Origin of the sequence: Flavobacterium sp. FlaQc-28, from assembly GCF_044007415.1 — a bacterium.
Classification (GTDB): domain Bacteria; phylum Bacteroidota; class Bacteroidia; order Flavobacteriales; family Flavobacteriaceae; genus Flavobacterium.
Genome location: NZ_JBIPCM010000007.1, coordinates 102,429 through 129,237, shown reverse-complemented (window position 1 = coordinate 129,237; position 26,809 = coordinate 102,429). Strand labels below are relative to the sequence as shown.

The following is a 26,809-nucleotide window of genomic DNA, read 5'->3' as shown; positions in this document are numbered from 1 at the left end:
TAATTTTAATATTAAAACAAATGTCTTAAATACTATTTAGGGTATAAATATTACTATGCTAGTTATTATAAATTGTCTGCAAACTAGAATTTACTTTCTGCAAAATATAAAAATAAAGACTATATTTTATTGCTAATTATCTTAAAAAAGTTGTCCTTATAAGTTTCAGAAATAGGTATTCTTTGATTTGCTATTAGTATTCTCATACGTTCAACCGATTCTATTTTACTTATGCCAACCATATATGATTTATGTACCCTACAAACTAAGTTAGGCGAGATAATTTGTTCAAATTCACTAAAATTTTGAAGTGTCATAATCTTTTTAGTTACCGTATGTATTCTTCGATAGTCTCTCATCCCTTCAATAAATAAAATATCACATATATTAATCTTTTCTAGTCGATTTTCAGTTTTTACAAAAATAAAATCTTGTTGTGCAGTATTTAATGGTTGAACAAGATTTTCTTGGGCTTTGTTTACTGCTTTTAAAAATCGATCGAAAGTAAAAGGCTTTAATAAATAATCTGTTACATTGAGTTCGTATCCTTTTATTGCATATTCTTGATAAGCTGTTGTTATTATAACCTGTGAATCAATACTTGAACTTTCTAGTAATTCAATACCAGACAATTCATCCATATTTATGTCTAAAAAAAGTAAATCAACTTTATTGGTTTTTAAGTATGAGAGTCCTTTTAGTGCGTTATCAAAAGTACCACGTAAATCTAAAAAAGGGATCTTAGTTACAAAACTCTTCGTTCTTTCGAGAGCTAAAGGTTCATCTTCTATGATGATACAAGAATATTTAACCATTGTTGATTTTTAAATTTACTGTGTAAAGGTTTGCTTTATTTTCGATTTCCAATGTATGTTTTTCGGGATAAATCAAATTTAATCTTTTTTGGATTAGATTATTTCCTAAGCCATTGTTATTTATTTTTTGATTTGAATCATATTTATTTTTACAAATAAACTCTATATTATTCTTGTTTATAGTAATTTGAACATCAATTGCATTGTCAATTTTCTTATTTGTACTGTGCTTAAAAGCATTTTCAATAAAAGGAATAAATATCATTGGAGCAATTAGAATATTTGATGGATTTCCAATAATTTGAAAACTTAAATAATTACTGTTTGAAGTTCTAATTTTTTGTAATTCAATATATTTTTCAATGTACTCAATTTCTTTTATTAGTAAAATTAAATCTGTTTTTGTTTCGTAAAGCATAAAGCGTAATATGTCAGAAAGTTTAATTAAATAATTAGAAGCTTCATTGGCATCTTTTAAAATTAGAACATCAATATTATTTAAAGTGTTGAAAAGAAAATGAGGATCTAATTGAGATTTAATTAATGTCATTTCTATTTCGTGATTTTTTTGTTTTAATTCTTCTTTTAATTTTATTTCAATTACCCAAGTAATAAAACCTTTTAGTATCAAAGAAGCGATGCAAGATATTGAGGCAATAAAACTCATAAATAATATTACTCTTATTGCTGTAGATCTTCCATTTACACCTTCATTGTCCATATCTACCATGTATCCTGATTCTATAAAAAATCTTAAAAGAATATAAGCTATAACTGAAGATGTGAATGAAAATAAAATGCCTAAAAGTATAGAAATAAAATACTTTTTTTGTTGAAGGTATTTTGGAAAAACAATAAAATAAGATAAGTAAAATGTAATAAATGATGGAAATAAAGCAAAAAGGAAAAGCGATTTAAATGCATTTAATAATCTTGAAGTTTGATCAATATCATGATTGCTACTTCTATAATAAACAGATAAAATTATTCCTATTAAAAGCAAATAACATAACCAGAAAGCAGTATGTAATATAATAATAATTGATTTTCTCATTTTATTAAAAGTAAATTTATTTTAAGAACAATGTTCTTATATTTTATAGTGATTTAAAAGAAATATATTCAAACTGGCAATATTTGTCTGCAAAACTGGTAAATAACCTATGAATTAATCTAATAGCTGTATAATATTAATAATCAAAATTCAAGAAGATAAATTTAAATAGTTTGTGTCACATAATTACAGTGCAATTTTTGGAGTTGCTACATTTACTGGGACATAAATTTTAAGAATGTTTAAATAAAAATAAATATTTTAGAAATATGAAAAAACGAGTTCACAGTGCTGATTTTAAATCATTAGCAGTACGATTAATTTACGAGCGAGAAAATATCAAAGAATTAGCAGATGAACTAGGTATCCTGGTAGAGCGTATTTAAAAGTGGAGATCCTCTAAAAAGACATTTACTAATCCAAAACCAATTATTTCTAAAAAAACAGAGACAGATTCTTTAGAAGTAAAAGAATTGCGAAAAGCCCTTAAAGAAAAAGAATTAGAGTTTGAGATATTAAAAAAGGCCATTCACATCTTTTCCAAGAGCGATGGGAAATCTACCAATTTATAGTCAGCTATAAACATTTATATCCTATTGAAAAGATGTGCAGCGTTTTAAAAGTAAGCCGAAGTAGTTATTATAGATGGTTCAGCGGTGGTCCTTCTAATAGATCCATAGAAAATAGTCTATTTACAGATTTAATAAAAGAAGTTTTTGAACTAAGCAGTCAAACTTATGGAAGTCCTAGACCCGAGAGCTTTGCTCGAATTGGCGAAGCAATAGCAGAACAGCTAAAAAGAAAAGGGTATAAAATATCCAAAAGGGAAGTTGCTAAATTAATGCTAGTTAATGGTTGGAGAAGTAAACTTAAAAAACGCTTTAAAGTGACCACAGATTCTAATCATCGATATCCAGTGTGCAGTAATTATCTCAATAGAAATTTTACACCAAAATCACTCAATGAAGTTTGGGTGTCTGATATAACCTATATAAGAACAGCTGCCGGCTGGTGATATCTTACCACTATTATTGATTTATATGACAGGCAGGTTATAGGATGGTCATTAAGCACGCGAATGTATACCAATCAAACTATTATTCCAGCTTGGAAAATGGCAGTATCAAAAAGAGAAATAACAGAATCTTTACTTTTTCATTGCTTCGCCAATTCGACCAAAGCTCTCGGGTCAGATCGAGGTATACAATATGCTTCGATAGAATTCAGAAAATTGATTAATAAAAACACTTTAATCACTCAAAGTATGAGTAGAAAAGCTAATTGTTGGGATAATGCTGTAGCTGAAAGTTTTTTCAAGACCCTTAAAGCAGAACTTATCTATCAGCATAAATTCACAACTATTGAGGAGGCTAAATTAGCAGTCTTTGAATATATAGAAGTATGGTATAATAGAAAACGTCTGCATTCTTCTTTGGGATATAAAACACGTAAAGAAATGGAACTAGAATTTTATAAAATCAAAAGTGTAGCATAGGTCTTAGAAAATTTGTCCGACTTTTTGTTGCAAGTCCATTTTCTGTTTTGTCTCCAATTGGAATATATATATGCAGCCATTGTAAAATTTTTTGATAAATATCGTTGATAAAAAAGTGATACTTAATTCCAACTTCTTGAAAATTCCAAGTCTTTACCATTTGATTCGTGTTTGTATTGTAGGATTAATAGCTCACTTAACTCGCCTCCTCTAAAAAAAGCTTTTGCTAATCCTAGTGCAGGATTATAATTGGTTTCTCTAAAAGGCAATGATTCTTTGTAAATGTCCCAAAATGATATTTGTTTGTAGGTGAAAAATAAATAGGTATCCCAAGGTAATGTCGCATCTGTTAATCTTTTTTTGAATCCAAACTGTAATTTTGCATCACTATTACTGTTATTTGGTGTTTTACCTAGTGTTATTCCAGTTATAATATAGTTATCGCCATAAATTGTGAAAGAAGGCATTTGCTGTAATATTTTCTTGAAATTTACACTATCTAATTCCTTATTTTCAGCCATTAAATTTGAATTCAAAAAGGAAATCATAGTTACTAAGTAGGCAACTAAAATGCTTTTTCTCATTTCGTTCTAATCTGCTTTAATCCGGTTAACAGTTTTTGTGATTAATAACTTTTTACCCACTACTTTTAGTTTTTTAGCTCCATCTAGTGATACCGTTGCATTCTCTTTTATGCCATTATCAGGTCTTTTTAATATGCCAACTAAAGTATTTTTTTCTTTATCGAATTTCATTTTGTTTAAAAGTAGCTTTCCAATATTTTCTTTTTCATCACTTTTGATTATTTTTCCATAACAAAACCCATCTGTTACAAAAAAATAGTGATAGTTGTATTATTCATTTCTGAAATAAACCAATTTCCTTTAAAATCATTCGCACTGTTTTGAGAAAAGGAGACGATTGTAAAGAATAAAATAATGATTGTGAATTTTAATTTTTTCATAAGATTATATATTAGATTAATTTGTTTTCTTATAATTTAAAATGGCCCAACCGTTGAAGAAAATGGCAAATCCAATAATGATTAAAAAGTGCTTTTTGATGTCCATAAAAGAGCTTCCTTTTAAGATAATCATTCGCATTACATCAATAAAATAAGTTACTGGGTTTAGGTAAGCAAAAACTCTCGCCCATGCAGGCATGCTGTCAACAGGTGTAAATAAACCGCTCATTAGTAAGAAAATCATAATACAGAAAAAAGCTAAAGACATGGCTTGTTGTTGTGTTTGAGAATAAGTGGAAATCAATAATCCAATTCCCAAAACTGCAATTAAGAAAAATGATAGAAAAAGATATAGTAAAAAGTAGCTTCCTAAAGGTATAATGCCATAAACTAATTCGCCCACTAAAAACAGGTCAATAGAGAAAACGAAAATACCTATAACCCAGAAAGGAATTAATTTTCCTAAAATAAAATGGAATTTTTTGATGGGTGTTACATTGATTTGTTCGATGGTTCCAATTTCTTTTTCTTTTACAATATTTAAAGCAAACATATAAGCTCCTACCATGGTAACTAAGGATGCTAAAATACCAGGAACCATAAATATTCTGTAATTCAAATAGCGATTAAACCTATTGGATGAAGTTAGTTCAATAGCAAATGTTTGTGAAACTTGTGTAGTAATCTTCCATTCGAGATTTATGGTTTCGTTAAAATTAGCTATTATTGTTGCTAGATAAGCTCCACCTAGATTTGCTTTTGTGCCGTATATGGCATTGACTGCTAAGAATATTTTTTGTTGGTTTTCACGAACTAAATTCTTTTCAAATCCTACTGGAATTTCTAAAATTAAATCACTTTCATCTTTTTCTAAACTTTTAAAAGGTTTATTATACGAATTACCATGGTCTACTAATTTAAAGTATCCTGATTAATGAATAGAATATTGAGCTAACTACTAAAGTAATGGATAAAAATATAAAGGTTGGTTTTAGTTTTTGGTTGATTGGATGTGACATGTTTTCCAATTTTATAAATTTTTGTGTTCTACTGTCCAAAATTTAAATTTTCATTACGCCTTTTTTTAAAGTAGAAACATTAATTATTTTGTTTAAATCATAAATTAAGGCTTCTGTTTCGATTTTATCAGAATCTAAATTGCACTTTAGGAAGTCCGCTGATTTCTAATTTTGTTTTTTAGCTTGAATGCTAAATTTATTCTCGTTTAGCCAATCAATACACCACAAAAACCATTGGTCAACTCTCGTTGGATGTTCTAAACCAAAAGCATGCCCTCCATTTTGGAGAATGTGAAACTCAGATTTTACTTTTGCATTTTGCAGAGCTTCGTAAAATAAAAGGCTATGTTTTACAGAAACTCTTGAGTCGTCGCCAGCATGAAGCAAAAATGTTGGAGGTGTATCGGCGCTAACGTGTTTCTCATTGCTAAAAAAGTTCAATGAGTCATCAGTTGGATTTATTCCAAGTAGCTTTTCAATTGTTGCGCTTAACTTAGCTTCGGTAGAACTAATAACAGGATATAACAATATCATAAAATCAGGTCGAAGGTTTATATTTTCCTTGTTGTCTATCAAAATTGTATTTAAATGTGTGGCTACTGTTGCAGCTAAATGACCACCTGCGGAAGATCCTATAAAACCAACTTTATTTACATGAATGTTATACTCTTTTGCATTCATTCGTACAAGTTTAAGGGCCATTTGAGCATCTTGTAATGGACCTTTTGCCTTGTCGAGCATTATTTCATCACTAGGTAACCTGTATTTTAAAACAAATACTGTTATTCCTTGCTTGTGAATGATTTGGCAAATTCTTCACCTTCATCCACAATTACCCGGTACCCACCACCTGGAAGCAATATAACGGCAGTACCGGTTTCTGTTCCTTTTTTTGGTGTAAATAAAGTTAAGGTAGGAATACTGATTTTTTTAAATAATCCATTAGAATCTAAATTTTCTTTATAATTTATAGGTGTTTCTTTTGAATTTGGTATTTCACCTGAATAAAGTGGGATTACTTTTTCTTGAGCAAAGGAGTTGATTTGAAAAAGAAAAAAAAGAATTGACGTTAGTCTAAAAGTAATTTTTATCATTATTTTTTTTTTTAATTAAATACATTATCGTTTTATTTAATTCTATTAAGAGCTTTCTGCAATGTGAGTTACAATTAAATCCTTAGATTTGTATATTTATTTAGGCTTAAATTTTTCTTGATTTTGTGAATCACAATTTAAAAGTGTTATAGATAGTAGAATTATTAATAGTTTTGATGATCAATTTCAGAATGTTTGATGTTTGAAATTGGTATTATTTATTTTCTTTATTAGTTTTATTTAAAAACGTAATTTATAGCAAAATACAAATTAGTAGAAAACTAAATTTCATACCGTTTATTCATCCACCTACCACAAACCAACCTTCATGGAAATGAATAGTAAAAATACATTCTAAAAGAATTAAGATATTGATTAATTAAGCAATTTTAATTTATTTGTAATTAAAAATATTGATTTAATAACTTGTGAAATTACACTTGACCATTCTCTTAGAACTCCAAAAGCAGCTAGCTCTATCTTATTTAAAGATAAGTTTCCGAAGTCGTTTACATCGTTCAACACTTCAACTATTATTTTGTGAGTTGTGCTCTTTTTTGATATAATCAGCTATCAAAACCTCATTAATATTATTGCTATTCTATAATTTCTTGATATTTTTTTCTACAATCGTCTTATTTTGAATTAATTTTTTCTTTGCTTGTAAGTCGGTAACTATAATTTCAAACGCCACGATTCCTTTTATCATTTTTAAACTATATTCCTCAGGAAAACTTTCCCATTGTTGTTTATATGAGACTTCATAATTATCTGTAGTTGCTTCAAGTACTTCAAGTACTTCAAAAATTTCATCAATTTCTGTTATCAATTTTCCTTTTCCATAGGGCGTGAATTGAGATATAGTTCCAAGTGGGAACTTCAAGATTTTTAGAGTAGTTTTTTGTTGAGATGTAGGCGTGAGGTTCCGTAAAGAAAACTAGTATTTCTCAATCTTCAATATCATACCAATGCCCATTTGCTATTGCAAATTGAGACATTAATATGACTTCGTTATCTCTAATTGTTTCTAAAAATGGTAAATGACTTACAATTAAGACATTGTCATTTAAAGTAATTATTGAAGCAATACTAAATTGCTTCATAAAAGCAATAACTTCGTCTCTATTTGTCTCTAGGTTTATCTTTGGAATATACATAAGGCTTTATTTCTTATCAATAGATAGTTTAATAAGTTGTTAAGATCTATAGTTGTTTAATTATCATAGAGCTTTATAGAGACTAAATCACAATTTAAAATGGAACATTCATTTACATGATATCTTTTGTCACAAGTTATAATTTCTAGTTTTCTATTGGAGCAATAAAACTTCCTTCTGTAATTATTATAACCTCTTGATTATTATCTTTTCTAATTTTTCCAGAAAAAGTACCTTTAACACAATTATTCGCAAGCCCTGTTATTATAACTTTAAATTCTTGAGGATCATTATAAGAACTACTGAAATACTTATTTGTTAAGTTGTTGAAATAATTGCTATACAAATCATAATTTAAATTATTATTTACAGGGTTTAGAAAAGTTCTAGTAGTTATACCATTGTCTATATCTACTATATGTATATCAAAAGAATCCGTTTCACCTGGATTGGGATCTTTCAACCCTGCAACTATAAGCGTCACTATTTTATCGTTTTCATATGCTGTTTGAGCAGAAAGTGAATTGTTAAACTTTTTTAATTCGCCGTTCATTTTCATTTCCAAATGAGCATCTACAAGTTGCGTTTCATTATCGTTTTTACTACAGTTTACTAACAAAACTAGAGAAATCAGCACAACAACTATGGGCTTAAAATTTATTTTTTGCATTTTATTATATTTTAATTAGTTAAAAAATCTTCGATGATAGTTTATTTGACCTAAATGATAATTCAAGTGAAGTAATAAATGAATTAATAGAAATTCAACAGATTCCTCTTCTTCAAACTTTAAAACAGGATAGTCTTCTTCTAGTTGCTTATTGTTCATTAATTTTAATGAGTCTTTAATAATCTGCATTGTTTCATCAATACTATTTAATAAATCAATTTTTGAAACATTCTTCTCACTAAACTCTTCTTCTCTATTTCTTATATACTCAGCTTTACCAAGAATGTTTCCTATAAAATGATTTAAGTTTCCAATTAAGTGTAGACAAAGATTCCCCGCCGAGTTAGTTATTTCTTTGTCTGTAATCCATAACTTATTTTCGCTTGTATAAAGTGATATTTCATTTTTTAGTTTCCTTAAATCTCTTTCGTAGAGTGTTTTAATTTTTTTAGTTTTCATTCGTTTATTTTTATTTTATTCCTTATTAAATTTTCATTGGGATATTTAATTGTTTAAAAAATAGTTATTTAATCTCACTAATTATTAGAAATCCATATTCCTTTAGATGCATTTACAATTCCAATAGATATTATTACTTTGAAGATGAAAACAATACAGGAAGTTAATAGGATAAGAATTCTATTTGAACTTTTCTGTGCTTTTAAATAAACTTCAAATAATGCTAATGGAATTACATATTGAGAAAAGGTTAGAAAATATAAAAAAGAACCTTCAACTGTTGAGGGATAAAAACCAACAGGCCCTTGATTAATTTAAAGCCAAAAGTACAGTCCTACTCTAAAAAACCAGACTCCATTTACGACTAAAAATAGACGAATTGCCCAATTATGATGATTTCTAAAATCACGAGCCATAGCAGATATAATAATATAACCTGCTGCAATCATAATCAAGAAGGCTTTTATGCTAATTCTACTATGTTGGACTAAACCACGAACCCAAACCATATACATACCACTTAAGCTTACTATAAAAGCTATTTGGATTAAAATCAGATTACCCTTTTTTAGTTCAATTCGCCACTAGTAAATGGTCTGATTTTATTTTTATCAGCTATCGGTAGAGCGTCGTAATAAGTATTAAGTTTTTGTATTATGTAAATCATTCTTATAACTCGCAAAAATGGTTTTCCACTTAATTCTGTAGCTCTAGTCATAATTCCCAGTAATTTATTTTATAATGTAAAATTATTATCATAAACGTTTTCAATCCCTATCAATTAGATAACAGAACTGCCATTTTGATAATTACACCTATATTCTTTTGGTGTAAGATTTGTATGCCGCTTAAAAAATCGACTCAAATGATTGGGCTCTGAAAAATGAAACAAATCAGCAATTTCATTTATATTGAGTTTAGAATACAACAATAGTGATTTGATTTCAAATAAAACAAACTCATCTATCATTGCTGTACTAGTTATTCCAAATTGATTTTTTATGCACTTATTTAAGGTAATTCTACTCACACCAAGTTTTTGAGAATAAAAATGTACAGTTCTATTATTTCGAATCTCACTTTGTAAAAGCAGTTTAAACATAAATGAAGTCGTATTATTCTGTGTATTTGAGGATAAATGATAAGTTTCCGAATAAACCCTATTCAATTTTATTAGAGTAAAATACAATAAAGAGCGAATAATATGTTCGCTATCTGATTTAAATTTCGTTAATTCAAGCAATATATCTTGAAATACTTCTTGATACTTTTGCATATGATTATCTATAATTCTAATAAATAATGGTTTTGTCTTATTATAAAAAAACTGTAGTTTAATCGAAAATAATTTATCTGAAAAAAAATTAGAAAAAAAATCATCTTTAAAAAATAAAAAATGGCATTTTATATTAGAATTGTCAACATACCATTTTCTTTTTTGGAATGGAGAAATAAATAGGATCGTATTGTTTTCTATATTGATTTTTTGATTATCCAGTTCTAAAATACCATTTCCATTTAAGAAAAATATTATTTCATAAAAATCTGTACTATGCAATATTGGCTCAAAAAAGTAGTTTGGAATGTCATTATAACTACCAATATCCATTAGTAATTCTCTCCCATACTTATTTTTCAAAAATTGAAAATGTATCATAAATTTATTTTATAACTATTTTTTTAGTTGTCTTAATTAATTTGAAACTTATATTTTTAAAGCTATTTTGATTTTAGGTTAATTGTTTTTTGTTTAGACCATTTATGCGCATGCCAAACTATTAGAGCTGTGATAGTGCTTTCTAAAAATGCATAAAAAACATAAAAAGTTCGCCATGGTTCACCCATAGAAGTTAAAGCAATTAATAACATAATAGCTGTAAAGAAAATGAATGTTATATTCAGAAATCTACTTATTCTAGGATTTAATAAAATAGACAAGGCAATCATTATAGCTAGAATTGCTAGTACTAAAGCAGCAATAAACAGATTTGTAGGACTATTTAATAAATTTTAGCCATTCACTAATCCTTCTGCTTTTTGAGGGATATACAATTCAAAGTAATCACCATATAGGTAGATTAATGTTACTGCTGCCCAAAAAAAAGATAGTTTGATTTTGATATTTATTTTAAATTCTTCAAAAGTGTTTGTTTTGTTTGAGTTCATAGTATTATTCATTTTTGATAAATTAGATATTTTTGATAGCGAAATCATTTTAAAATACTTGATTAAACATTATTTTCTCCAAATAAGTTATGCCTTTTTTGTCGTATCCTTTTGTAGAATAAAAATGCAGTTAATGGAATAAAAGCTTAATTGATAAACAATTGCGTTTTGGAAGTTTTTAAATATCCTGTTTTGTCTTTAAATCACAAACTTTACCAGAACAATAATCAAAATTAGCTTCAACTAGAATTAGCATTAATGAATTAATGTTGCGAGAAACATTATTCCTGCTGCTGCTGTTGTTACTTCTGTTTTATTTAATGTAGTAATTGAATATACTTTTATGTTTTTACGCAATTTTATATTTTTTATCATTTTTTTAATTTTTAATAATTTTAATTTTTATATAACTAAAGTCTAAGGCCATTTTTACTGGTTAAGAGAATCTATTTTTAATTTAAGTCAACTATTATACTATTTCTTTTTTTAAATCTTGCCAAAATGAATCTTCAAATGATTCTCTAAATAATTCAAAATGGCCTAATTTTTTTTGAACTAAATCAGTTGGATTTGGTGTTAAATGGATTCTACTATAATTTGAATTGCTATACTTTAGAGTCAACCAATCGACGGATTTTTTGGGTGCATATTCATCATTTTCTACACTATATGAAATTAACTCGCAATTGATTTTATCAAAAAACAGACTATTTGGACTAATGTGGTCAAAAAGGTAGTTCTTACTATTACACCATTTTTTCCACTCTTCAGCAACATTTTTTGGTAAATTTTCCATTCCACTAAATTTTTTTGAAGGCATATAAGCAAAAACCTTGATCAATGTTGGAAATAATATATTCCAATTGAACCACATTTTAATTTGTTGGAATCCTTGCCAATGGCCCCAATATCCGCTTTGAGAGCAAACTAGGATTATTTTATTAGCCGTAAGAGATTTATTAGTTAAACCAATTAGTTGTCCGCCAATACTAGGGAAATTGTACGTTTTTGTACTGAATTATGACGATTCTTGCCCTGACTTAAATTTTAAGGCTGAAAATGCAGTGGCTGCAAGCAGGGATGTGCTGTTTTCTTTAGAAAACGAAAATCAGAAAAGAATTGAACAGTGTGCTTTGGCTGCATATTCCAAAAAGAAAAAAATCAGTGGTCTAAAAAAATCAAAGTATCAGATCAGACTGGAGGTGAACGGCATCTTTATCCAGCAGGATGTTTTGTATCTGCGTGTTGTTTTTGAAAACAAATCAAAGATTAACTACGATATTGATCAGTTTCGTTTTTTTATCAGGGATAAGAGAAAATCAAAACGAACTGCCTCACAGGAAATTGAATTGGAGCCTTTGTATGCAACTTCTTCGTCTTCTGTAATTCCTTATAAATCTGAAATAATAAAAGTCTATGCGCTGGAGAAATTTACTATACCTGAGAATAAGTATCTAACCATTCAGATGATTGAAAAAAACGGGGGAAGACATTTGGAAGTAGATATAAATAATAATCTGACTAATCTGGTATTTCCGATTTCCGAATTAAGCAGTGACACTTTTTAAGCTTTAAAATAAATTATGATAATCAATTTAGCTGACACTGAAATGATGCTGTCGTTTGCTGAAGAAATGGCTTATAACGGCCATCGATTTGCTGCCTTTAATACAGATGAGGTGACTGATACCAACACAATTGAGTTTTTTAGAAACCCATTGGATGCGAAGGAGTACTGTCTGGTTATGACCAATGATGCGAATTATTTTCAGAGCCTGCCGGTTGAATCAGTTATTGATGACTTACGAGCAGTTTTAGAGAGCGGAATTAATACGTCCGATAATGAAGCTTTTGAACTTACTGGATTTGCCAAGCTGTTTAGGTCGAGTAAAGAAATATTAGATAACAATTTAAATACAAATATTATGAATCAGAAAAATTTTGAATTCCTGAAAGACCAGCTGAAATACACTGGCTTTGGAGAGACGTTTGATGCTGAACTGAGAGAGAAAATGATGAAAGGTGATCAGGATTTTAAAATCATGCACACCGGCATTATGAACAATGGTGTTCCTAATAAAGATACCCTAACTGTAGATTTAAATTTCAAAAAGTCTGAGCAGACAGATATGTACTTTTTTAATTCCTATCACGTCAATCTGCAGAAAGAAGATAACAAACCTGGTCTGGAACACACTTTTTACATCAACAAAGACAGCGCCAGTATTACAATGAAAGAGGCTTATAATTTGATGGAAGGCAGATCGGTCAATAAAGATCTTAAAAATAAAGAAGGGGAAAGCTACAATTGCTGGTTAAAAATGAACTTCAAAGAATCAGATTCTCAGGGAAATTTTAAACTCAATCAATACCATCAGAACTACGGGTATGATCTGGAGGCAAGTCTGGCAAAACATTCAATCAAGGAACTGAATACTCCGAAGTATAAAGAAGACCTTTTAAATTCCCTTAAAAAAGGAAACCTTCAGTCGGCGACTTTTGTTGTTGGAGGTACTGAAAGTAAAATGTATGTGGAGGCAAATCCCCAGTTTAAGACTGTTAATGTTTATGATGAAAATTTACAAAGAATTAATCATCGAGAGAGCAAGGAAGAAAAAAAGGCTGAATCTCAAAAAGAATCAGTATCTAAAGATCAAAAAAAAAATCTAGATTCTGATGAAGTTGATTTAGGGAGGAAAGATAATAAAGTAAAGAAAAGAAAAACTCCTTCACTTTAAAGTTATGGAAAAATTAAAGCCTTTATCGGATTTTTTTACCGCAATAGAGAATGATTACCGGATTAGTCCGATGCATATTGCCATTTATGCAGCTCTATTACAATTTAGATCCATTAAAGGCTTCATTAATCCAATTTTTGTCTTTAGCTCGGAGATTATTGTTATTGCTAAAGTTTCTTCAGCAAATACGTATCATAAATGTGTCCAGGAACTTCATCAGTATGGATACATAAAGTATAGACCATCTTTTAAAAAAAATCGTGGCAGTGAAGTATATTTTTTGTTTTCAGCAGATGCGGACAGTTAAAGGTTCTGCAATTAATAATTTTATGAAATTGTATTATGAATGAAATTGTAACCAAGGAAGATCTGAGACAGTTTGGTCTTCTTCTAGTTGATAAAATACAGGCTGTATTTAAAGATAAGGATTCTGGACGGAAAGAAACTTTGGAACCAGAGTGGATTAAAAGCAAGTCTGTGAGAAAACTGCTTGATATTTCAGCAGGTTCAGTACAGAATCTTAGAACAAGCCAAAAAGTCCGTTTCAAAAAAGTGCTTGGATCGTACTACTACAATAAAGAAGATCTTCTAAAACTTTTTGATGATGATAAACACTAAAAGATTAAAAGAAAGCTTTATAATGAGTTATCTGTCAATGTATAGTAATGATCCTAAACTAAATGTCTGGCACCTATCAATTTTGACAGCAATACTGGGATTAGGCTATAGGCAGGGCCAAAGAAGAAGGATTAAAGTCAGCCGTAGTAAAATTATGGAGCTATCACATGTGAATACGCTGCCGACTTATCATAAGTATTTTAAACAGCTTCAGGATTTAGGATACATTAAGTACACCCCATCTTATCATCCAGGATATAAAAGCGAAGTTAAGTTGTGTAAAAAGAGGCTATCTCAAAATATTTGAGATAGCCTCTTTTAATTTTAAATATATTTTGAAATTTATTTATCACGAAGAAATGTTGTATTTCTTTTTGATTGCCTGAATTTCCTTTTCGAGCCTGCTGAGAACCGCCAAATCAGGCTTAGACATTTTGGACCCAGTTTTATTGAGTTTTTTATTGAGAATAGACATTTCACGTCCGATTGTGGCCTGCTCCGTTATAGCATATGCCTCAGTCTGTTTTACTGATGCATGACCCAGCAGTTCTTTAACTACATTAATAGGGACGTTGTTATTTAATGTCACAGTGCTTCCAAAAGTACGGCGTGCCATATGCGTGTTTAATGTAAAAGGAAAGCCGCACAAGACTGCCACCTCTTTTAGATACTCATTCATTTTCTGGTTGGATGAAACAGGAAGCACGGTTCCACGCTGGATACACAGCGGGTGCTCTTTATATTTTTCAACTATTTTCAGTGCTTGGGGAAGAAGAGGGACATTAAATGATGAGTTTGTTTTCTGCCTTTCGGACATAATCCATAGATTTCCATCAATGCCTTCTTTGATATCAGTTTTCTTTAATTGATAAGCGTCTATGTAAGCCAGACCAGTGTAGCATTGGAAGACAAATACATCCCTTACGACATTGAGCCTGTCAGTTGTGAAATAATGACTTTCAAGTTCGTACAATTCCTGTGCGGTGAGTGGTTTTTTTACCAGTTTTGTTTTACGTCCCTTAAAGTTCTTAAATGGGTCCTTGGTGATTAACTCCTTATCAATGGCGCGGATTACAATCTTTTTGAAATTTGCAATATACTTTAGGGTGGTGTTGTTGCTGCAGTCGCGTACAGTTCTAAGGTAAAACTCGAAGTCCTTTACAAACTCAAGATTCAAATCCGCAAATTCAAGATCGTGCTTTTTAAGCTTGAATTTTATAAACGCAGTCAAATGGTTTTTAGTAATGGTAAACCGGTCAAGGGTGCCTTTTGCATAGCCTTTTCCAAGAAGCGCCTCCATTTCATCATTATGCTTTTGAAATTCTTCGAGAACCTTAATCTTTGGCGCGGTCCTTCCCAGAACCTCGTCCATAATTTTCTCAGCGGTTATGGTTTTGCCGCTATACATCATTTCGGTTTTGATTTCATTGATTTTTAAAGTCAGCGAATCCAAAAAGAAGTTCAGCGACTTTGCATCTTCCTTTGAGCCGACCGCTCTTTCGAACCTTTGGTCCCATCGTGTATTATCCCATTTTCTCTTAGTTGAGCTTTCCTTACGGATACCGTCAACAGTTATTCTGAAATATACGATCCATTCTTTACTTTCTATTTTGGGTCTTTTTAAAAAGAATCCCAAACCAAAACTGCTTTCCAACATAATCCTACTTTTTAAATTAATAAATGTAGAATAATATTACTGCCAAATCAAGTCGTTAATCTCGTTAACCCCCATGATATAAGGGATTTTTACTGTTTCTGGTGCACTTTTCAGCGCGCCGGAAAGTGCACCGATTCTGCACCTTTAATTTTGTGAGGATTTATAAATATTGAAAACAGGCCTAAAATAAAAAAAACCTGCAAATCCTTGAATTTGCAGGTCTTCAGACATTTTTTGTGGCTTTTTGAAAAGATTGAAAACTTTAAGTTTTCCGCCTTTTTGGCCTTTCCGTGGGGAGAGCAGGATTCGAACCTGCGAAGTTCACACAGCAGATTTACAGTCTGCCCTCGTTGGCCGCTTGAGTATCTCCCCGAAGCTTTGTATTGTTGCGCTTTGTTGTTCTAAGCGGTTGCAAATATAGGAACGTTTTCTACATCTACAAACAAAAAACGAACTTAATTTTAAGTTATTTTTAAATTATTTTTTAATTGATTGGAATTGAATAAAATAAAAATCTCCTAAAATGTATTTTTTTTTAAATATTTTTAAAAGTAAGAATATTTGTATGGTAATTTTGTGGTTTTTGCTTTGGATTTGATCTTTAATAAAGCCGTCAGTCCTTGCTTTTATAGATATATTAATTAGAATTAAGGGAAGAATATTTGTTTGGAATTACTCTTTGTGATTGGCTTATTCAAAAGTTTTATACATCAGAAAAATTTAAGTCATCATTATAGTACTCTTTTTTTAACTGAGTATTAATTTCTACTTGATTAATTTCTAATTTTAAATGAAATGGTATAAAACAAAAAAATCTCCACTAGGGAGATTTTTTTTATTTTATTCTAAGAATAGTATTATTTAGCTAAAAGCTCTAATACTTTAGCTCTCAATTCAGGACCTCTTAAGTCTTGAGCAACCACTTTTCCTGATGCATCAAGAATAAAAGTAGCTGGAATTGATTCCACATTATATTGCTTTGCAATTGGTTCATCCCAAAATTTTAGGTTTGAAACGTGTGTCCAAGTTAAACCATCTTTTGCGATAGCTTCCGTCCACTTGCTTTTGTCTTTGTCTAATGAAACTCCAACAATGTTTAATCCTTTTGAATGCAGTTCTTTGTAAATAGCTACAACATTAGGGTTTTCTTGTCGGCAAGGTCCGCACCATGAAGCCCAAAAATCAACGATAGTTACTTTACCTAAACTTTCTTTAAGCGAAACTACTTTTCCTTCTGGATTTGGCGCAGAAAAGTCTGCTCTTCATTTAGCGTTACCAACTGCTGGAGCTGTAGCACCAACTGCAGGCATTTTCGCTTGACCTAATTTTGTTTTAACCTCTTTACCTGGAGCAGTATTTTTTAATGACTCATCTAAAGCATTAAATAAACTTTCTGTTTTTTTAATGTCAGCGCTTGGGTCAGCAGCCATACCTTGAACAATTAAAACCGAGATAAATGATTTTGGATGACCTTCAGCATAAGCTAAATATTTCTTTTTGCTGTTTTCTTGTACTTCAGTTTGAATAGTCATGTATTGTTTCATTAAGCCATTGATAGTTGCTGTATCTTGAGCTTGTTGAGCTTGCTGCATTTTCTGAGTATTTTTTTTCTGAAAATCAATTAAGCTTTTTTGAGTTTTGTTAAGATCTTCTTGAAATTTTACATACTCATCGTTGCTGTAAGTTCCAGAAATTTTTGATTTATGGATACTGTCTTTATCAATTGCAATGTTGATTTCTCCTGTTTCTAAGATAAAAGGAATTGGTCCGTTTGCACCTTGAAGAATTAATGTATGGAAAGCTGGTTCAGTAACTTTTCCTTTTATTTCGAATTTTCCGTTTTCAACTTTTACTGTATCAAGTGCTAAAGGCATTCTTGTAGCTGGGTCTAGACCTTGAAGGATAATGGTTTTTCCGTTTTCAATTCCAGTTGCGGTACCAGTAATTAAGTATTCTCCGTCTTTAACTTTACTGCATGAAATGATAGCCGCAGAAGCTGTAAGTAAAAAAAGTATTTTTTTCATTATAAAAAATTAATTAGTTAATTGATTTGTGCAACAAAAGTATCTAAAATTATAAAACATACAGAATTTTGTAACCTAAAATTTTGTTATAGTTTTTTAGGTGTTAATTTGCCTATAATCAAGATGTTTGGTGCTTTGATTTGATTTAAAACTCTAGTTTTGGTTTTATTCTGAGGGATGATTTTGCTTTTTTTTAATTTTTAAGCATAAAAAAAACACTCTGTAAAAGAGTGCTTTTTAGAATATTTTTTAAGAAATCTATTCTTGATTTGTTTTCTTTCTCCAAGTAAAAGAGTTCAAAATGTGTCTTTTTGCAAATCTTCCAGGAGAATCTGCGTTAACCATTTTTACATAAGTAGCTTTAGGAACACTAATGTATTCGTAAACACTTCCGTTAGAAAAATCGATAATTAAACGACCTTCAACAAATTTATAATCAGTAATTGATGAAGTTGCGATAGTTTCAGTATATTCTGGTAAATTTAGTTTAATCGTTTCAGGATTAATACTTACCAAGAAATGGTACGCTTCAATGATAGCTTTACTTTTTTCTTCTGCCGCTTTTAAACCAGCATCATCACCTTGAAATTTATCAGGATGAGCTTCTTTCATCGCATTACGATAAATGGTTTTCAAATCTTTTAATTCAGCAGTTTTGTCTACGTTTAGTAACTTGCGGTATTCAACTATTTTTTTCATAAATAAAAGGTAACTTCTTGTCTATTAGTTCGAAATGAGTGTTTTTACTTCAAAACGACAAATTTTTTGCAAAGGTACACTTTTTTTTAACTTTTTAGTTTTCATCTAAAAAATATTCCAGAAAGTTATTGTAAATGCTGATTTAACCCCAATCTTCATAGCTGTCGGGAGTTACGTTTTTCTATATGCAGGGTTTTATAAAAAACACAAAGTTCGCAAAGCTTTGTATAAATACAGCTTTGCGAACTTTTTATTTTCATTTCAAACCCAAAGTAAAAAAAACTTAGTGTGCTTTGCGGTTAATTACCTTATTTCAACCTGAAGTCTGAAACCTGAAAAAAACTATTCCGGCTTATGATTTGCCTTATCAAAGTTTTTAGATTTTTTTGGATATTTATCGTAACTAATATCACTTGGATTTTCGATTATAGATTTTATTGTGATCCAATCACCAACAGTAAAGTTTGAATGTGCTATTTTATAATCTAAAAGATATTCACCACAGAAATAATTATTGTTTTCATCTTTTTCGATAATACCTGTATAAACTCCTTTTTGAGGCATTCTTTCTTGCGAATCTTTAGACATGATTTTTTTGTTTTAAATTTATGAGGCAAAGTTAATCAATTTATGTTTGTTTTAGGGAGTTCGAGACAATCTGAGTATATTTGCACATGCAGAAAAACTTTAAGCCACATCCAAATTCTTTTAAAAATACCTTTTGTGTTTTTCATGAAGTACTTCCAAATGAAATTGAAGGTTTAAAAAAACAGTTCGAAAGCAAAGCTGGGAGCTCTTACTATTATACAGAAGAAGGGATGTATCGTGTTTCGAACCATTGGGGAAGACTGGCAAACAGCAAATGGCGTTTAGTGGCACGTGAACCAGAGACGGAATCAAAAACAAAAATTGGTTTTGCCGCTTGGAACGAGTTTTATCCTGATAATGCTGAGGAAAAACTGTATTATTTAGAAGCAGATTTTGATAAAAACCTAGCAAATTATCAGCATAAGAATAATCCAAAATATGATAAAAAAGCAATTTTAAGAACAAGTTTTGAAACTGCAAAAAGGCTAAAACAAATTAGAAATTTGCAGCAATTAACTTCATGGGCAAAGTATTTTGATTATGATGATTTGGCCGATTTGCGAAAGCAGATTATTGATGAATTGATCTATACAGAGAAAACATTAGAAGAAATTAAAAGAGAGATATAATGGGACGCAATAACGAACGAAATATCAAAATTCACAATGACAAGTTGCATAAAGCGCAGGCAAAGAAAAAACAAGCCGAAGTTTCCCGCAAAGAAAAACTCAAAGAGATTGTAAAGAAATTCAACGAAAGTAAAAACGAAGAGTAATAAATTGTTTTTAAGATTCGGGTTTTATGTTCCAAGTTAACGTTGAGAACCTAAAACCTGAAACTTGAAACTTGAAACAAAATAACAATGAATTCAAAATTTGAAACCCTAAAAGCAAACGTTCAAGAAATTATCGATTTGATCGCTGCAAAAAACGACAGAGAAGCTAATAACAAATTGCTTGAAGTAAGTGATGAATTAGACGAAATGTTAGATCACGCCGAAGAAGATGAAGAACTTAGAGAAATCAGCAGATATCAAGTTTTATTGAATCAGCTTCATGTGAAAATTAACGGTGAAGAACAAGTTGACGGCGATGCATAAATGTTATTGTGATACAGGTTTACAGTTTGAAAACTGCTGTGGTTTGTATCTTGAGAAAAAACAAAAAGTGCCAACAGCTTTGGCATTAATGCGTTCTAGATATTCGGCATATGCGACTCATAATGCAGATTATCTTTTAGAAACTACTTATGTTTCTGAAAGAGGATATTATTCTAAATCTGAAATTTTAAAATGGGCAACCGTAAATAAATGGCAGAAATTGGAGATTTTAAGTTTTACAGAAAGTACTGTTGAATTTAAAGCTTATTTTTTGGATTCGAACAATCAACCACAAACGCATTACGAATTTTCTACTTTTAAATTGGAAGAAAACGAGTGGTTTTATGTCGACGGAAAGTTTGAATAATTGACATAATTCGGATAACTTTTGAATTGTTGTACCATAATACTTTAACTAAAAATTAATAAACGTTTCGTTTTTCATAATTCTAAAAAGCCTTAATTTTAGAATTATGAAAAACGAGTTTAAAAAAGGTTTTTATTTTAAGTCATACGAAGCTCCATTTCAGTCTCCGTTTGAGAAACTTTTTGGTATTTTCAAAGAGTTAATTACCCATACTTCGGGTGATTTTGATGAAGCTATAGATTGGCTTCGGGAATTGGATAAGGAATATAAGCTTACCGACGAAAACTATACTATCGATGATTTTATCGAAGATTTAAAAAAGAAAGGTTACATAAAAGACGAAGTAAAAGGAGATGGTACAAATGGTTTTGGTATCACTGCTAAAACAGAACGTGCAATTCGTCAGCAGGCTTTAGATCAGATTTTCGGAAATTTGAAACGTTCAGGAAACGGAAATCATAAAACGAAATACGCAGGAAATGGTGATGAACATACAGGAGAATTTCGTGAATTTAATTTTGGTGACAGTTTAGAACGTATTTCATTGACTGAAAGTCTAAAAAACGCTCAAATCAATAATGGAGTTGAAAGTTTCCAGTTGACCGAAAATGATTTGGTAGTTGAGGAAGCGCAGTATAAAGCACAAATGAGTACCGTTTTGATGATTGATATCAGTCACAGTATGATTTTGTACGGCGAAGACCGAATAACTCCGGCAAAGAAAGTTGCAATGGCTTTGGCTGAATTAATCACAACCCGCTACCCCAAAGATACACTTGATATTTTAGTTTTTGGAAATGATGCTTGGACAATTCCAATTAAAGATTTACCGTATTTGCAAGTTGGCCCTTATCATACCAATACCGTTGCCGGATTGCAATTGGCAATGGATATTTTGCGCCGAAAACGAAATACCAACAAGCAGATTTTTATGATTACGGATGGGAAACCAAGCTGCGTGCGCGAACGCGACGGCTCGTATTATATGAATAGTAACGGACTTGATGAATATATTGTAGATAAATGTTATACCCAAGCACAGCAAGCTAGAAAACTGCATATTCCAATAACAACTTTCATGATTGCAAATGATCCTTATTTGCAGCGATTTGTAAATCATTTTACCGAAGCCAATCAAGGAAAAGCATTTTATACTGGACTAAAAGGTTTAGGAGAAATGATTTTTGAAGATTATGAAACGAATAGGAAGAAGAGAGTTCGTTAAATAAGGTTTAAAGGTTCATAGTGGCAAAGGGACAAAGGTTTTTTTGACAACATGTATAGTATAGGTGGATAGCAGTGCGTTTAACACAATGTATGACACAATACTTATTATCTACAGAAAATAATAAAAACAACAAAACACATATTTCAATAAAATGGAAATAGCAACTATAAAAACATTAGGGCAGTTAAAAGCCTCAGGATATAAAAGTATTAGTATTAAGGATGAATTAAGAAATAATCTACGTGAGAAGATTAAATCAGGAAAACCTGTTTTTGAAGGTGTTCACGGTTTTGAAAACACAGTAATTCCAGAATTAGAACGTGCCATTCTTTCTCGACATAATATTAATTTGTTGGGACTTCGCGGACAGGCAAAAACTCGTTTAGCGCGTAAAATGGTCGAATTATTAGATGAGTATATTCCGTATGTTTCTGGTTCAGAAATCAATGATGATCCATTAAATCCAATTTCACGTTTTGCTAAAGATTTAATTCTAGAGAAAGGTGATGAAACTCCAATTTCGTGGCTGCATAGAAATGATCGATTCTTTGAAAAATTAGCAACGCCAGATGTTACCGTTGCAGATTTAATTGGAGATGTTGATCCAATAAAAGCGGCAAATTTAAAATTATCTTACGCAGACGATCGTGTAATTCATTTCGGAATGATTCCGAGAGCAAATCGCTGTATTTTTGTAATTAATGAACTTCCGGATCTGCAAGCCCGAATTCAAGTTGCATTGTTTAATATCCTGCAAGAAGGCGATATTCAAATTCGAGGATTTAAATTAAGAATGCCGCTCGATATGCAGTTTATATTTACAGCAAATCCAGAAGATTATACCAATAGAGGAAGTATTGTAACGCCTCTTAAAGATAGAATTGGTTCGCAGATTTTAACGCATTATCCTGAAAGTGTTGCCATCGCAAGAACTATTACAGAACAAGAGGCAAAGCTGGACGCAAATCAAAGCGACATCGTTTATGTGCCGAGTTTAGCCAGAGATATTTTAGAACAAATTAGTTTTGAAGCCCGAGAAAGTGAATACATCGATAATAAAAGCGGTGTAAGTGCCAGAATGAGCATAACAGCTTTTGAGAATTTAATTAGTACCGCAGAACGCCGAGCCTTAAAATCTGGAACAGATAAAACCATTTTACGTTTATCAGATTTTATGGGAATAATTCCGGCGATTACAGGAAAAGTCGAATTAGTTTATGAAGGAGAGCAGGAGGGAGCTGCTGTCGTTGCTCAATATTTAATTGGTTCAGCGATTAGAACATTGTTTTCTGAATATTTCCCGAAAATTGAAAAATTAGAAAAACCAGGCGAAAAAACACCTTATTCAGATTTAATAGAATGGTTTTTTACAGAAAGCGGTTTCGAATTATTAGACGATGCCTCAGATGCTGAATATAAAGGTATTTTAGATGAAATTTTGCCATTAGATATTTTATTAAAAAAATATCAGCCTCAATTAGACAAACAAGATATGCATTTTATGAAAGAGTTTGTTTTATGGGCATTGGTAGAGTATAAAAAACTTAGTAAAGATCGTTTTGCGCAAGGTCACCAATTTAAAGATATGTACGGAAGTTATATTAGTAAATTGTAGCACCTTAAGTGTAGTTTTTTTTAACACATAGAAGCATAGATTAATTTTTAGAAAAAGACGTTTAACTTATTAAAAGATGCATATAGCGGCTATGTTAAAGAAATGTGTTTCTTTTTGTATTCCTTCCTTATGCACAATAAAGTCTATGTTTCTATGTGTTTAAACTGTATTCAGCAAATTAAATACTGATTTTACAATCTTACCTGACAGTTATTTTTAAACTGTCGGGTTTTATTTTGCGAATTATGTTGATATATCAATTATATTTGTATCAAATAAGTAAGTCATGAAAATTGAAAATCCAACAGGAACAGCTCTTTATTCTATAGAAAAAGCAATTAAAGAATATCGAAAACTAGCACAAAAAAACATTACCAAAGTGGTAAAAGATATTACAGTAGATCAATGCTTGGTGCTTATAATACTACAGCAAAATGAGAGTATTTCTCAAAACGAATTGGCAAATCTTGTTTTTAAAGACAGTGCTTCTATCACAAGAATGATCGAATTAATGGTAAAAAATGATTACCTAACCCGAACAATTCACGCAGAAGACAGAAGAAAGTTCAATCTTGTAATTACTGAAAAAGGTTTGAAAACCATTGAATTAATAGAACCTGTAATTCAATTCAACAGAGAAACAGCTTTGCATGGTTTATCAATAAAAGAGATAACATTGCTTGATCAAACACTGCATAAAATAATAAGTAATTGTAAAAAATGATTGGTATGAAATCAAAATTGATCTTAGTAATGTTCTCGGTATTTGCTATTGGGTATTCGCAAAACGAATTGAGCAGCAAACTAGAAAAGTATATGGATGCGCAATTTGCTGTTAATGATTTTAGCGGCACTGTTTTAATTTCTAAGAATGATATAATACTATTAAAAAAAGCCTATGGTTTTGCTGATAATGAATGGAAAGTAAAAAACACAATAGATTCAAAATTTAGTTTAGCATCCGTTTCAAAACAGTTTACAGCAGCAGCAGTTTTACAATTGGCTGAAAATAAGAAACTTTCATTAGAGGGGCCTATAAATGAATATTTTACTGATTTTCCAAAGGGAGAAAAAATAACGATAAAAATGCTGCTGGCTCATAATTCAGGTTTGCAAATGGATTTTGATGAATTGTATTTATCAAAAACAGATTTAGATAAAGATTCTGTTTATGAGTATATCATAAAAAAGCCATTTCTGTTTGAACCTGGCACAAGTACGGCTTACAGTAATATAGGATATTATTTACTAGCAAGAATTATAGAGAAAGTATCAGGACAAACTTATGCAGCTTTTTTAAAAGAGCAATTGTTTGATAAAGCCAAGATGTACAATTCAGGCATCACAACAAATAGTACAATAGTTGATAAAATGGCTAAATCGTATTATTTTGAAAATGACAAACTAGTAAAAAATCCTTATATCAATTGGAATTTTAATATAGGCCATGATGGTGTTTATTCGACTATTGAAGATTTGTATTTGTGGAATAAAGCCTTGTTTGACAGCGAGATTATTTTGTCGAAAGAATCAAAGAAAAAGATGTTTACTTCATACAACGATCAAGATTTTGGGTTTGGGTTTTTGGTTAATCCATTCTACAGTCAAAATCATCAGTTAATTGCGCATGACGGCGGTTTTTTTGGAGCCATGACATCGTTCAATAAATTTACAAACGATAATATACTAATTACTGTTTTATCTAATAACCAGTCAAAGTCTTATTATATTGCATATGGTCTTGCTGGAATCTGTTTTGGAAAAGAAGTTGAACTTCCGTACAAACACATTCAAACTGCTGTAGATGCAAAAATCTATGACCAGTATGTGGGAGAGTATGAAAATATTAAAATTTTAAAGAAGGAAAACAAGCTGTATTATCTTGATTATGATATTGAGTTAGTACCAGAATCTCGAACTAGATTTTTTCGTTCAGACAATAACAATACTACAGTCGAATTTGTAAAAGATAAAAAAGGAAAAGTTACGCAGCTGGAAATTAGAAAGGCAGGAATAAAAGAGGTAAAAGTTAAAAGTAAGAAGGTATAAGTACTATTTTTGCATTCAAAATTTAATTCTATGCTGTTTTTAATTCTAAGTATACTTTGCAGTGTTACCGTTGGTGTAATCTTTAAAATTACCCGTAAATACAATGCAAATCCCATTCAAATTATTGCGTTCAATTATATAGCAGCATTAGTACTTTGTTATTTTACTTTTAGTCCAGATCTTACTACAGTTCATGAAGATGCTCCGTGGAATATTTATGCGGCAATTGGTATTTTGCTGCCTATTGTTTTTCTTTTTCTGGTATTTTCAATAAAACATATGGGAATTGTAAAAACCGATGCGGCACAACGATTATCATTATTTATTCCTATACTTGCGGCATGGTTAATTTTTAAAGAAGAATTTAATTCATATAAAGTAATTGGTCTTGTAATTGGGTTCATTGCGCTTTTATTCATTTTAAGAAAGCAGATGCAGAACGAGCAGAACAAGTGGATTTTTCCTGTCGCCGTTTTTGTTGGTTTTGGAGTAATAGATATACTTTTTAAGCAAATAGCACTTTATACCACTCTTCCTTATACCACATCACTATTTATTGTTTTTAGTATTGCATTAGCAGTCTCATTGTTAATAGTGCTTTACGATGTTATTTTTAAAAAGAATGGATTTAGTGCTAAAAATGCTTTGTTCGGAGCTTTAGTTGGGATTTTTAATTTCGGAAATATTCTATTTTATTTAAAAGCGCATAAGGCATTTGCTGAAAATCCATCAACAGTTTTTGCAGGAATGAATATGGGTGTAATCATATTAGGAAGTCTTGTTGGTCTTTTCTTCTTCAAAGAAAAACTATCCAAGATTAATATAATTGGGCTTTTTTTAGCGTTAATTTCTATTATTTTTATTGTTTTGTCGCAGTTTTAGTGCATTTTTTATCTTTTTAAAGCTTTAGTTTTCAGTTGGTTTTGAGTTGAATTAAAAGTTTTTAAAATAAACCCTACTAATTCTATAGAATTTATAAAATATATTTTATAGATTTGCATTAACAATGAAAAACTCTAGTCTAAATATCATTCCGTTTATGTGCCGCTTGACGATGTGCTGCATGATGAACAATGCAATGAAATGGCGTTAATAGAAAGTACTTGTTAGTTATTTTTTTTTTTTAGCCTTTCATGCACCATGAAAGGCTTTTTTTAGAACTAGTAAAAAACAAACAAAATGAGATCAAATAGAAATATCAATATTATGATGCCATACTGCTCAACAAAAGTTC

Annotated in this window: 32 protein-coding genes, 1 tRNA gene and 3 pseudogenes; 15 read left to right on the top strand and 21 right to left on the bottom strand. The window is 30.4% G+C overall.

The window, feature by feature from the left end; all coding sequences use genetic code 11:
• Positions 1-119: 119 nt before the first annotated feature.
• The gene (locus tag ACHRVL_RS17460; RefSeq protein WP_395414749.1) at positions 120-815 is read right to left on the bottom strand and encodes a LytR/AlgR family response regulator transcription factor; all 696 of its coding nucleotides are present in this window, start codon (positions 813-815) and stop codon (positions 120-122) included.
• Positions 808-1,869: a sensor histidine kinase gene (locus ACHRVL_RS17455; RefSeq protein WP_395414748.1), complete on the bottom strand. Its 1,062-nt coding sequence runs from the start codon at positions 1,867-1,869 to the stop codon at positions 808-810. The genes ACHRVL_RS17460 and ACHRVL_RS17455 overlap by 8 nt, the downstream gene beginning before the upstream one ends.
• A 604-nt stretch (positions 1,870-2,473) precedes the next feature.
• Between ACHRVL_RS17455 and ACHRVL_RS17450 the strand changes: the two genes are divergently transcribed.
• Positions 2,474-2,884 (top strand): hypothetical protein, encoded by a 411-nt coding sequence (locus ACHRVL_RS17450; RefSeq protein WP_395414747.1) that lies wholly within the window; start codon positions 2,474-2,476, stop codon positions 2,882-2,884.
• A gap of 12 nt (positions 2,885-2,896) precedes the next feature.
• The gene (locus ACHRVL_RS17445; RefSeq protein ID WP_395414811.1) at positions 2,897-3,364 is read left to right on the top strand and encodes a transposase; all 468 of its coding nucleotides are present in this window, start codon (positions 2,897-2,899) and stop codon (positions 3,362-3,364) included.
• Positions 3,365-3,486: 122 nt separating this feature from the next.
• Here ACHRVL_RS17445 and ACHRVL_RS17440 read toward each other — a convergent pair whose 3' ends face one another.
• The 13 genes and pseudogenes from ACHRVL_RS17440 to ACHRVL_RS17380 all read right to left on the bottom strand — a co-directional run bounded on the left by ACHRVL_RS17440 (position 3,487) and on the right by ACHRVL_RS17380 (position 11,689).
• On the bottom strand, positions 3,487-3,948 hold the full coding sequence (locus ACHRVL_RS17440) for a phospholipase A (protein ID WP_395414746.1): 462 nt from the start codon (positions 3,946-3,948) through the stop codon (positions 3,487-3,489).
• Between the two features lie 6 nt (positions 3,949-3,954).
• Positions 3,955-4,119: a hypothetical protein gene (locus ACHRVL_RS17435; protein WP_395414745.1), complete on the bottom strand. Its 165-nt coding sequence runs from the start codon at positions 4,117-4,119 to the stop codon at positions 3,955-3,957.
• 225 nt (positions 4,120-4,344) lie between these two features.
• Positions 4,345-5,193, bottom strand: a pseudogene (locus tag ACHRVL_RS17430) (ABC transporter permease); the annotation flags it as partial.
• Positions 5,194-5,512: 319 nt separating this feature from the next.
• Positions 5,513-6,133 (bottom strand): alpha/beta hydrolase, encoded by a 621-nt coding sequence (locus tag ACHRVL_RS17425; protein WP_395414810.1) that lies wholly within the window; start codon positions 6,131-6,133, stop codon positions 5,513-5,515.
• On the bottom strand, positions 6,130-6,441 hold the full coding sequence (locus tag ACHRVL_RS17420) for a hypothetical protein (RefSeq protein ID WP_395414744.1): 312 nt from the start codon (positions 6,439-6,441) through the stop codon (positions 6,130-6,132). The genes ACHRVL_RS17425 and ACHRVL_RS17420 overlap by 4 nt, the downstream gene beginning before the upstream one ends.
• Positions 6,442-7,042: 601 nt before the next feature.
• Positions 7,043-7,324 carry an FMN-binding negative transcriptional regulator gene (locus ACHRVL_RS17415; RefSeq protein WP_395414743.1) on the bottom strand — a complete coding sequence of 94 codons (282 nt, stop codon included), beginning with the start codon at positions 7,322-7,324 and terminating at the stop codon, positions 7,043-7,045.
• A pseudogene (locus ACHRVL_RS17410) lies at positions 7,254-7,544 on the bottom strand (FMN-binding negative transcriptional regulator). The gene ACHRVL_RS17415 and the pseudogene ACHRVL_RS17410 overlap by 71 nt, the downstream one beginning before the upstream one ends.
• A 199-nt stretch (positions 7,545-7,743) precedes the next feature.
• The gene (locus ACHRVL_RS17405) at positions 7,744-8,268 is read right to left on the bottom strand and encodes a hypothetical protein (protein WP_395414742.1); all 525 of its coding nucleotides are present in this window, start codon (positions 8,266-8,268) and stop codon (positions 7,744-7,746) included.
• Between the two features lie 15 nt (positions 8,269-8,283).
• Positions 8,284-8,727 (bottom strand): DUF1572 family protein, encoded by a 444-nt coding sequence (locus ACHRVL_RS17400; RefSeq protein WP_395414741.1) that lies wholly within the window; start codon positions 8,725-8,727, stop codon positions 8,284-8,286.
• 781 nt (positions 8,728-9,508) lie between these two features.
• The gene (locus ACHRVL_RS17395; RefSeq protein ID WP_395414740.1) at positions 9,509-10,384 is read right to left on the bottom strand and encodes an AraC family transcriptional regulator; all 876 of its coding nucleotides are present in this window, start codon (positions 10,382-10,384) and stop codon (positions 9,509-9,511) included.
• A 62-nt stretch (positions 10,385-10,446) separates the two neighbouring features.
• Positions 10,447-10,707 (bottom strand): DUF6326 family protein, encoded by a 261-nt coding sequence (locus tag ACHRVL_RS17390; protein ID WP_395414809.1) that lies wholly within the window; start codon positions 10,705-10,707, stop codon positions 10,447-10,449.
• Between the two features lie 30 nt (positions 10,708-10,737).
• The gene (locus ACHRVL_RS17385; RefSeq protein WP_395414739.1) at positions 10,738-10,893 is read right to left on the bottom strand and encodes a hypothetical protein; all 156 of its coding nucleotides are present in this window, start codon (positions 10,891-10,893) and stop codon (positions 10,738-10,740) included.
• 469 nt (positions 10,894-11,362) lie between these two features.
• The gene (locus ACHRVL_RS17380; protein ID WP_395414738.1) at positions 11,363-11,689 is read right to left on the bottom strand and encodes a hypothetical protein; all 327 of its coding nucleotides are present in this window, start codon (positions 11,687-11,689) and stop codon (positions 11,363-11,365) included.
• Positions 11,690-11,891: 202 nt separating this feature from the next.
• On the opposite strand from ACHRVL_RS17380, the gene traN reads away from it, so the two are divergent.
• The 4 genes from traN to ACHRVL_RS17360 are packed head-to-tail and all read left to right on the top strand — an operon-like array spanning position 11,892 to position 14,249.
• On the top strand, positions 11,892-12,461 hold the full coding sequence (traN, locus tag ACHRVL_RS17375) for a conjugative transposon protein TraN (RefSeq protein ID WP_395414737.1): 570 nt from the start codon (positions 11,892-11,894) through the stop codon (positions 12,459-12,461).
• Between the two features lie 15 nt (positions 12,462-12,476).
• Entirely contained in the window at positions 12,477-13,631 is a 1,155-nt protein-coding gene (locus ACHRVL_RS17370; protein WP_395414736.1) for a hypothetical protein, read from the top strand.
• Positions 13,632-13,635: 4 nt separating this feature from the next.
• A complete protein-coding gene (locus tag ACHRVL_RS17365; protein ID WP_395414735.1) occupies positions 13,636-13,938 on the top strand; it encodes a hypothetical protein in 303 nt (100 codons plus the stop codon).
• Between the two features lie 35 nt (positions 13,939-13,973).
• Entirely contained in the window at positions 13,974-14,249 is a 276-nt protein-coding gene (locus tag ACHRVL_RS17360; protein WP_393051528.1) for a DNA-binding protein, read from the top strand.
• Positions 14,250-14,598: 349 nt separating this feature from the next.
• On the opposite strand, the gene ACHRVL_RS17355 is transcribed toward ACHRVL_RS17360, so the two are convergent.
• From ACHRVL_RS17355 to ACHRVL_RS17330, 6 genes and pseudogenes are all read right to left on the bottom strand, one after another.
• Positions 14,599-15,906, bottom strand: coding sequence for a site-specific integrase (locus ACHRVL_RS17355; RefSeq protein WP_031456394.1), 1,308 nt, complete (start codon positions 15,904-15,906; stop codon positions 14,599-14,601).
• A 291-nt stretch (positions 15,907-16,197) separates the two neighbouring features.
• A tRNA-Tyr gene (locus ACHRVL_RS17350) sits at positions 16,198-16,278 on the bottom strand.
• Between the two features lie 485 nt (positions 16,279-16,763).
• Positions 16,764-17,150: pseudogene (locus tag ACHRVL_RS17345) on the bottom strand (peroxiredoxin family protein); the annotation flags it as partial.
• A gap of 18 nt (positions 17,151-17,168) precedes the next feature.
• Entirely contained in the window at positions 17,169-17,930 is a 762-nt protein-coding gene (locus ACHRVL_RS17340) for a DUF4369 domain-containing protein (RefSeq protein WP_129055486.1), read from the bottom strand.
• 258 nt (positions 17,931-18,188) lie between these two features.
• Positions 18,189-18,629 (bottom strand): KTSC domain-containing protein, encoded by a 441-nt coding sequence (locus ACHRVL_RS17335; RefSeq protein ID WP_089054020.1) that lies wholly within the window; start codon positions 18,627-18,629, stop codon positions 18,189-18,191.
• 342 nt (positions 18,630-18,971) lie between these two features.
• A complete protein-coding gene (locus ACHRVL_RS17330) occupies positions 18,972-19,217 on the bottom strand; it encodes a hypothetical protein (RefSeq protein ID WP_395414734.1) in 246 nt (81 codons plus the stop codon).
• A gap of 86 nt (positions 19,218-19,303) precedes the next feature.
• Here ACHRVL_RS17330 and ACHRVL_RS17325 point away from each other — a divergent pair, with 86 nt between their 5' ends.
• The 9 genes from ACHRVL_RS17325 (at position 19,304) to ACHRVL_RS17285 (ending at position 26,457) form a co-directional block, all read left to right on the top strand.
• Positions 19,304-19,846 (top strand): hypothetical protein, encoded by a 543-nt coding sequence (locus tag ACHRVL_RS17325; protein ID WP_129055483.1) that lies wholly within the window; start codon positions 19,304-19,306, stop codon positions 19,844-19,846.
• Positions 19,846-19,992 (top strand): hypothetical protein, encoded by a 147-nt coding sequence (locus tag ACHRVL_RS17320; RefSeq protein WP_395414733.1) that lies wholly within the window; start codon positions 19,846-19,848, stop codon positions 19,990-19,992. Before ACHRVL_RS17325 ends, ACHRVL_RS17320 begins: the two co-directional genes overlap by 1 nt.
• An 87-nt stretch (positions 19,993-20,079) precedes the next feature.
• Positions 20,080-20,316 carry a hypothetical protein gene (locus tag ACHRVL_RS17315; RefSeq protein WP_089054024.1) on the top strand — a complete coding sequence of 79 codons (237 nt, stop codon included), beginning with the start codon at positions 20,080-20,082 and terminating at the stop codon, positions 20,314-20,316.
• Entirely contained in the window at positions 20,309-20,683 is a 375-nt protein-coding gene (locus tag ACHRVL_RS17310; protein WP_395414808.1) for a YchJ family protein, read from the top strand. The genes ACHRVL_RS17315 and ACHRVL_RS17310 overlap by 8 nt, the downstream gene beginning before the upstream one ends.
• A 106-nt stretch (positions 20,684-20,789) precedes the next feature.
• Positions 20,790-21,908, top strand: coding sequence for a VWA domain-containing protein (locus ACHRVL_RS17305; protein WP_395414732.1), 1,119 nt, complete (start codon positions 20,790-20,792; stop codon positions 21,906-21,908).
• A 154-nt stretch (positions 21,909-22,062) separates the two neighbouring features.
• A complete protein-coding gene (locus tag ACHRVL_RS17300; RefSeq protein WP_395414731.1) occupies positions 22,063-23,526 on the top strand; it encodes an AAA family ATPase in 1,464 nt (487 codons plus the stop codon).
• A gap of 286 nt (positions 23,527-23,812) precedes the next feature.
• Complete coding sequence (locus ACHRVL_RS17295) at positions 23,813-24,250, top strand: MarR family winged helix-turn-helix transcriptional regulator (protein ID WP_395414730.1); 438 nt, start codon at positions 23,813-23,815, stop codon at positions 24,248-24,250.
• 5 nt (positions 24,251-24,255) lie between these two features.
• Complete coding sequence (locus ACHRVL_RS17290) at positions 24,256-25,575, top strand: serine hydrolase (RefSeq protein WP_395414729.1); 1,320 nt, start codon at positions 24,256-24,258, stop codon at positions 25,573-25,575.
• A gap of 30 nt (positions 25,576-25,605) precedes the next feature.
• The gene (locus ACHRVL_RS17285) at positions 25,606-26,457 is read left to right on the top strand and encodes an EamA family transporter (protein ID WP_395414728.1); all 852 of its coding nucleotides are present in this window, start codon (positions 25,606-25,608) and stop codon (positions 26,455-26,457) included.
• Positions 26,458-26,809: the final 352 nt, after the last annotated feature.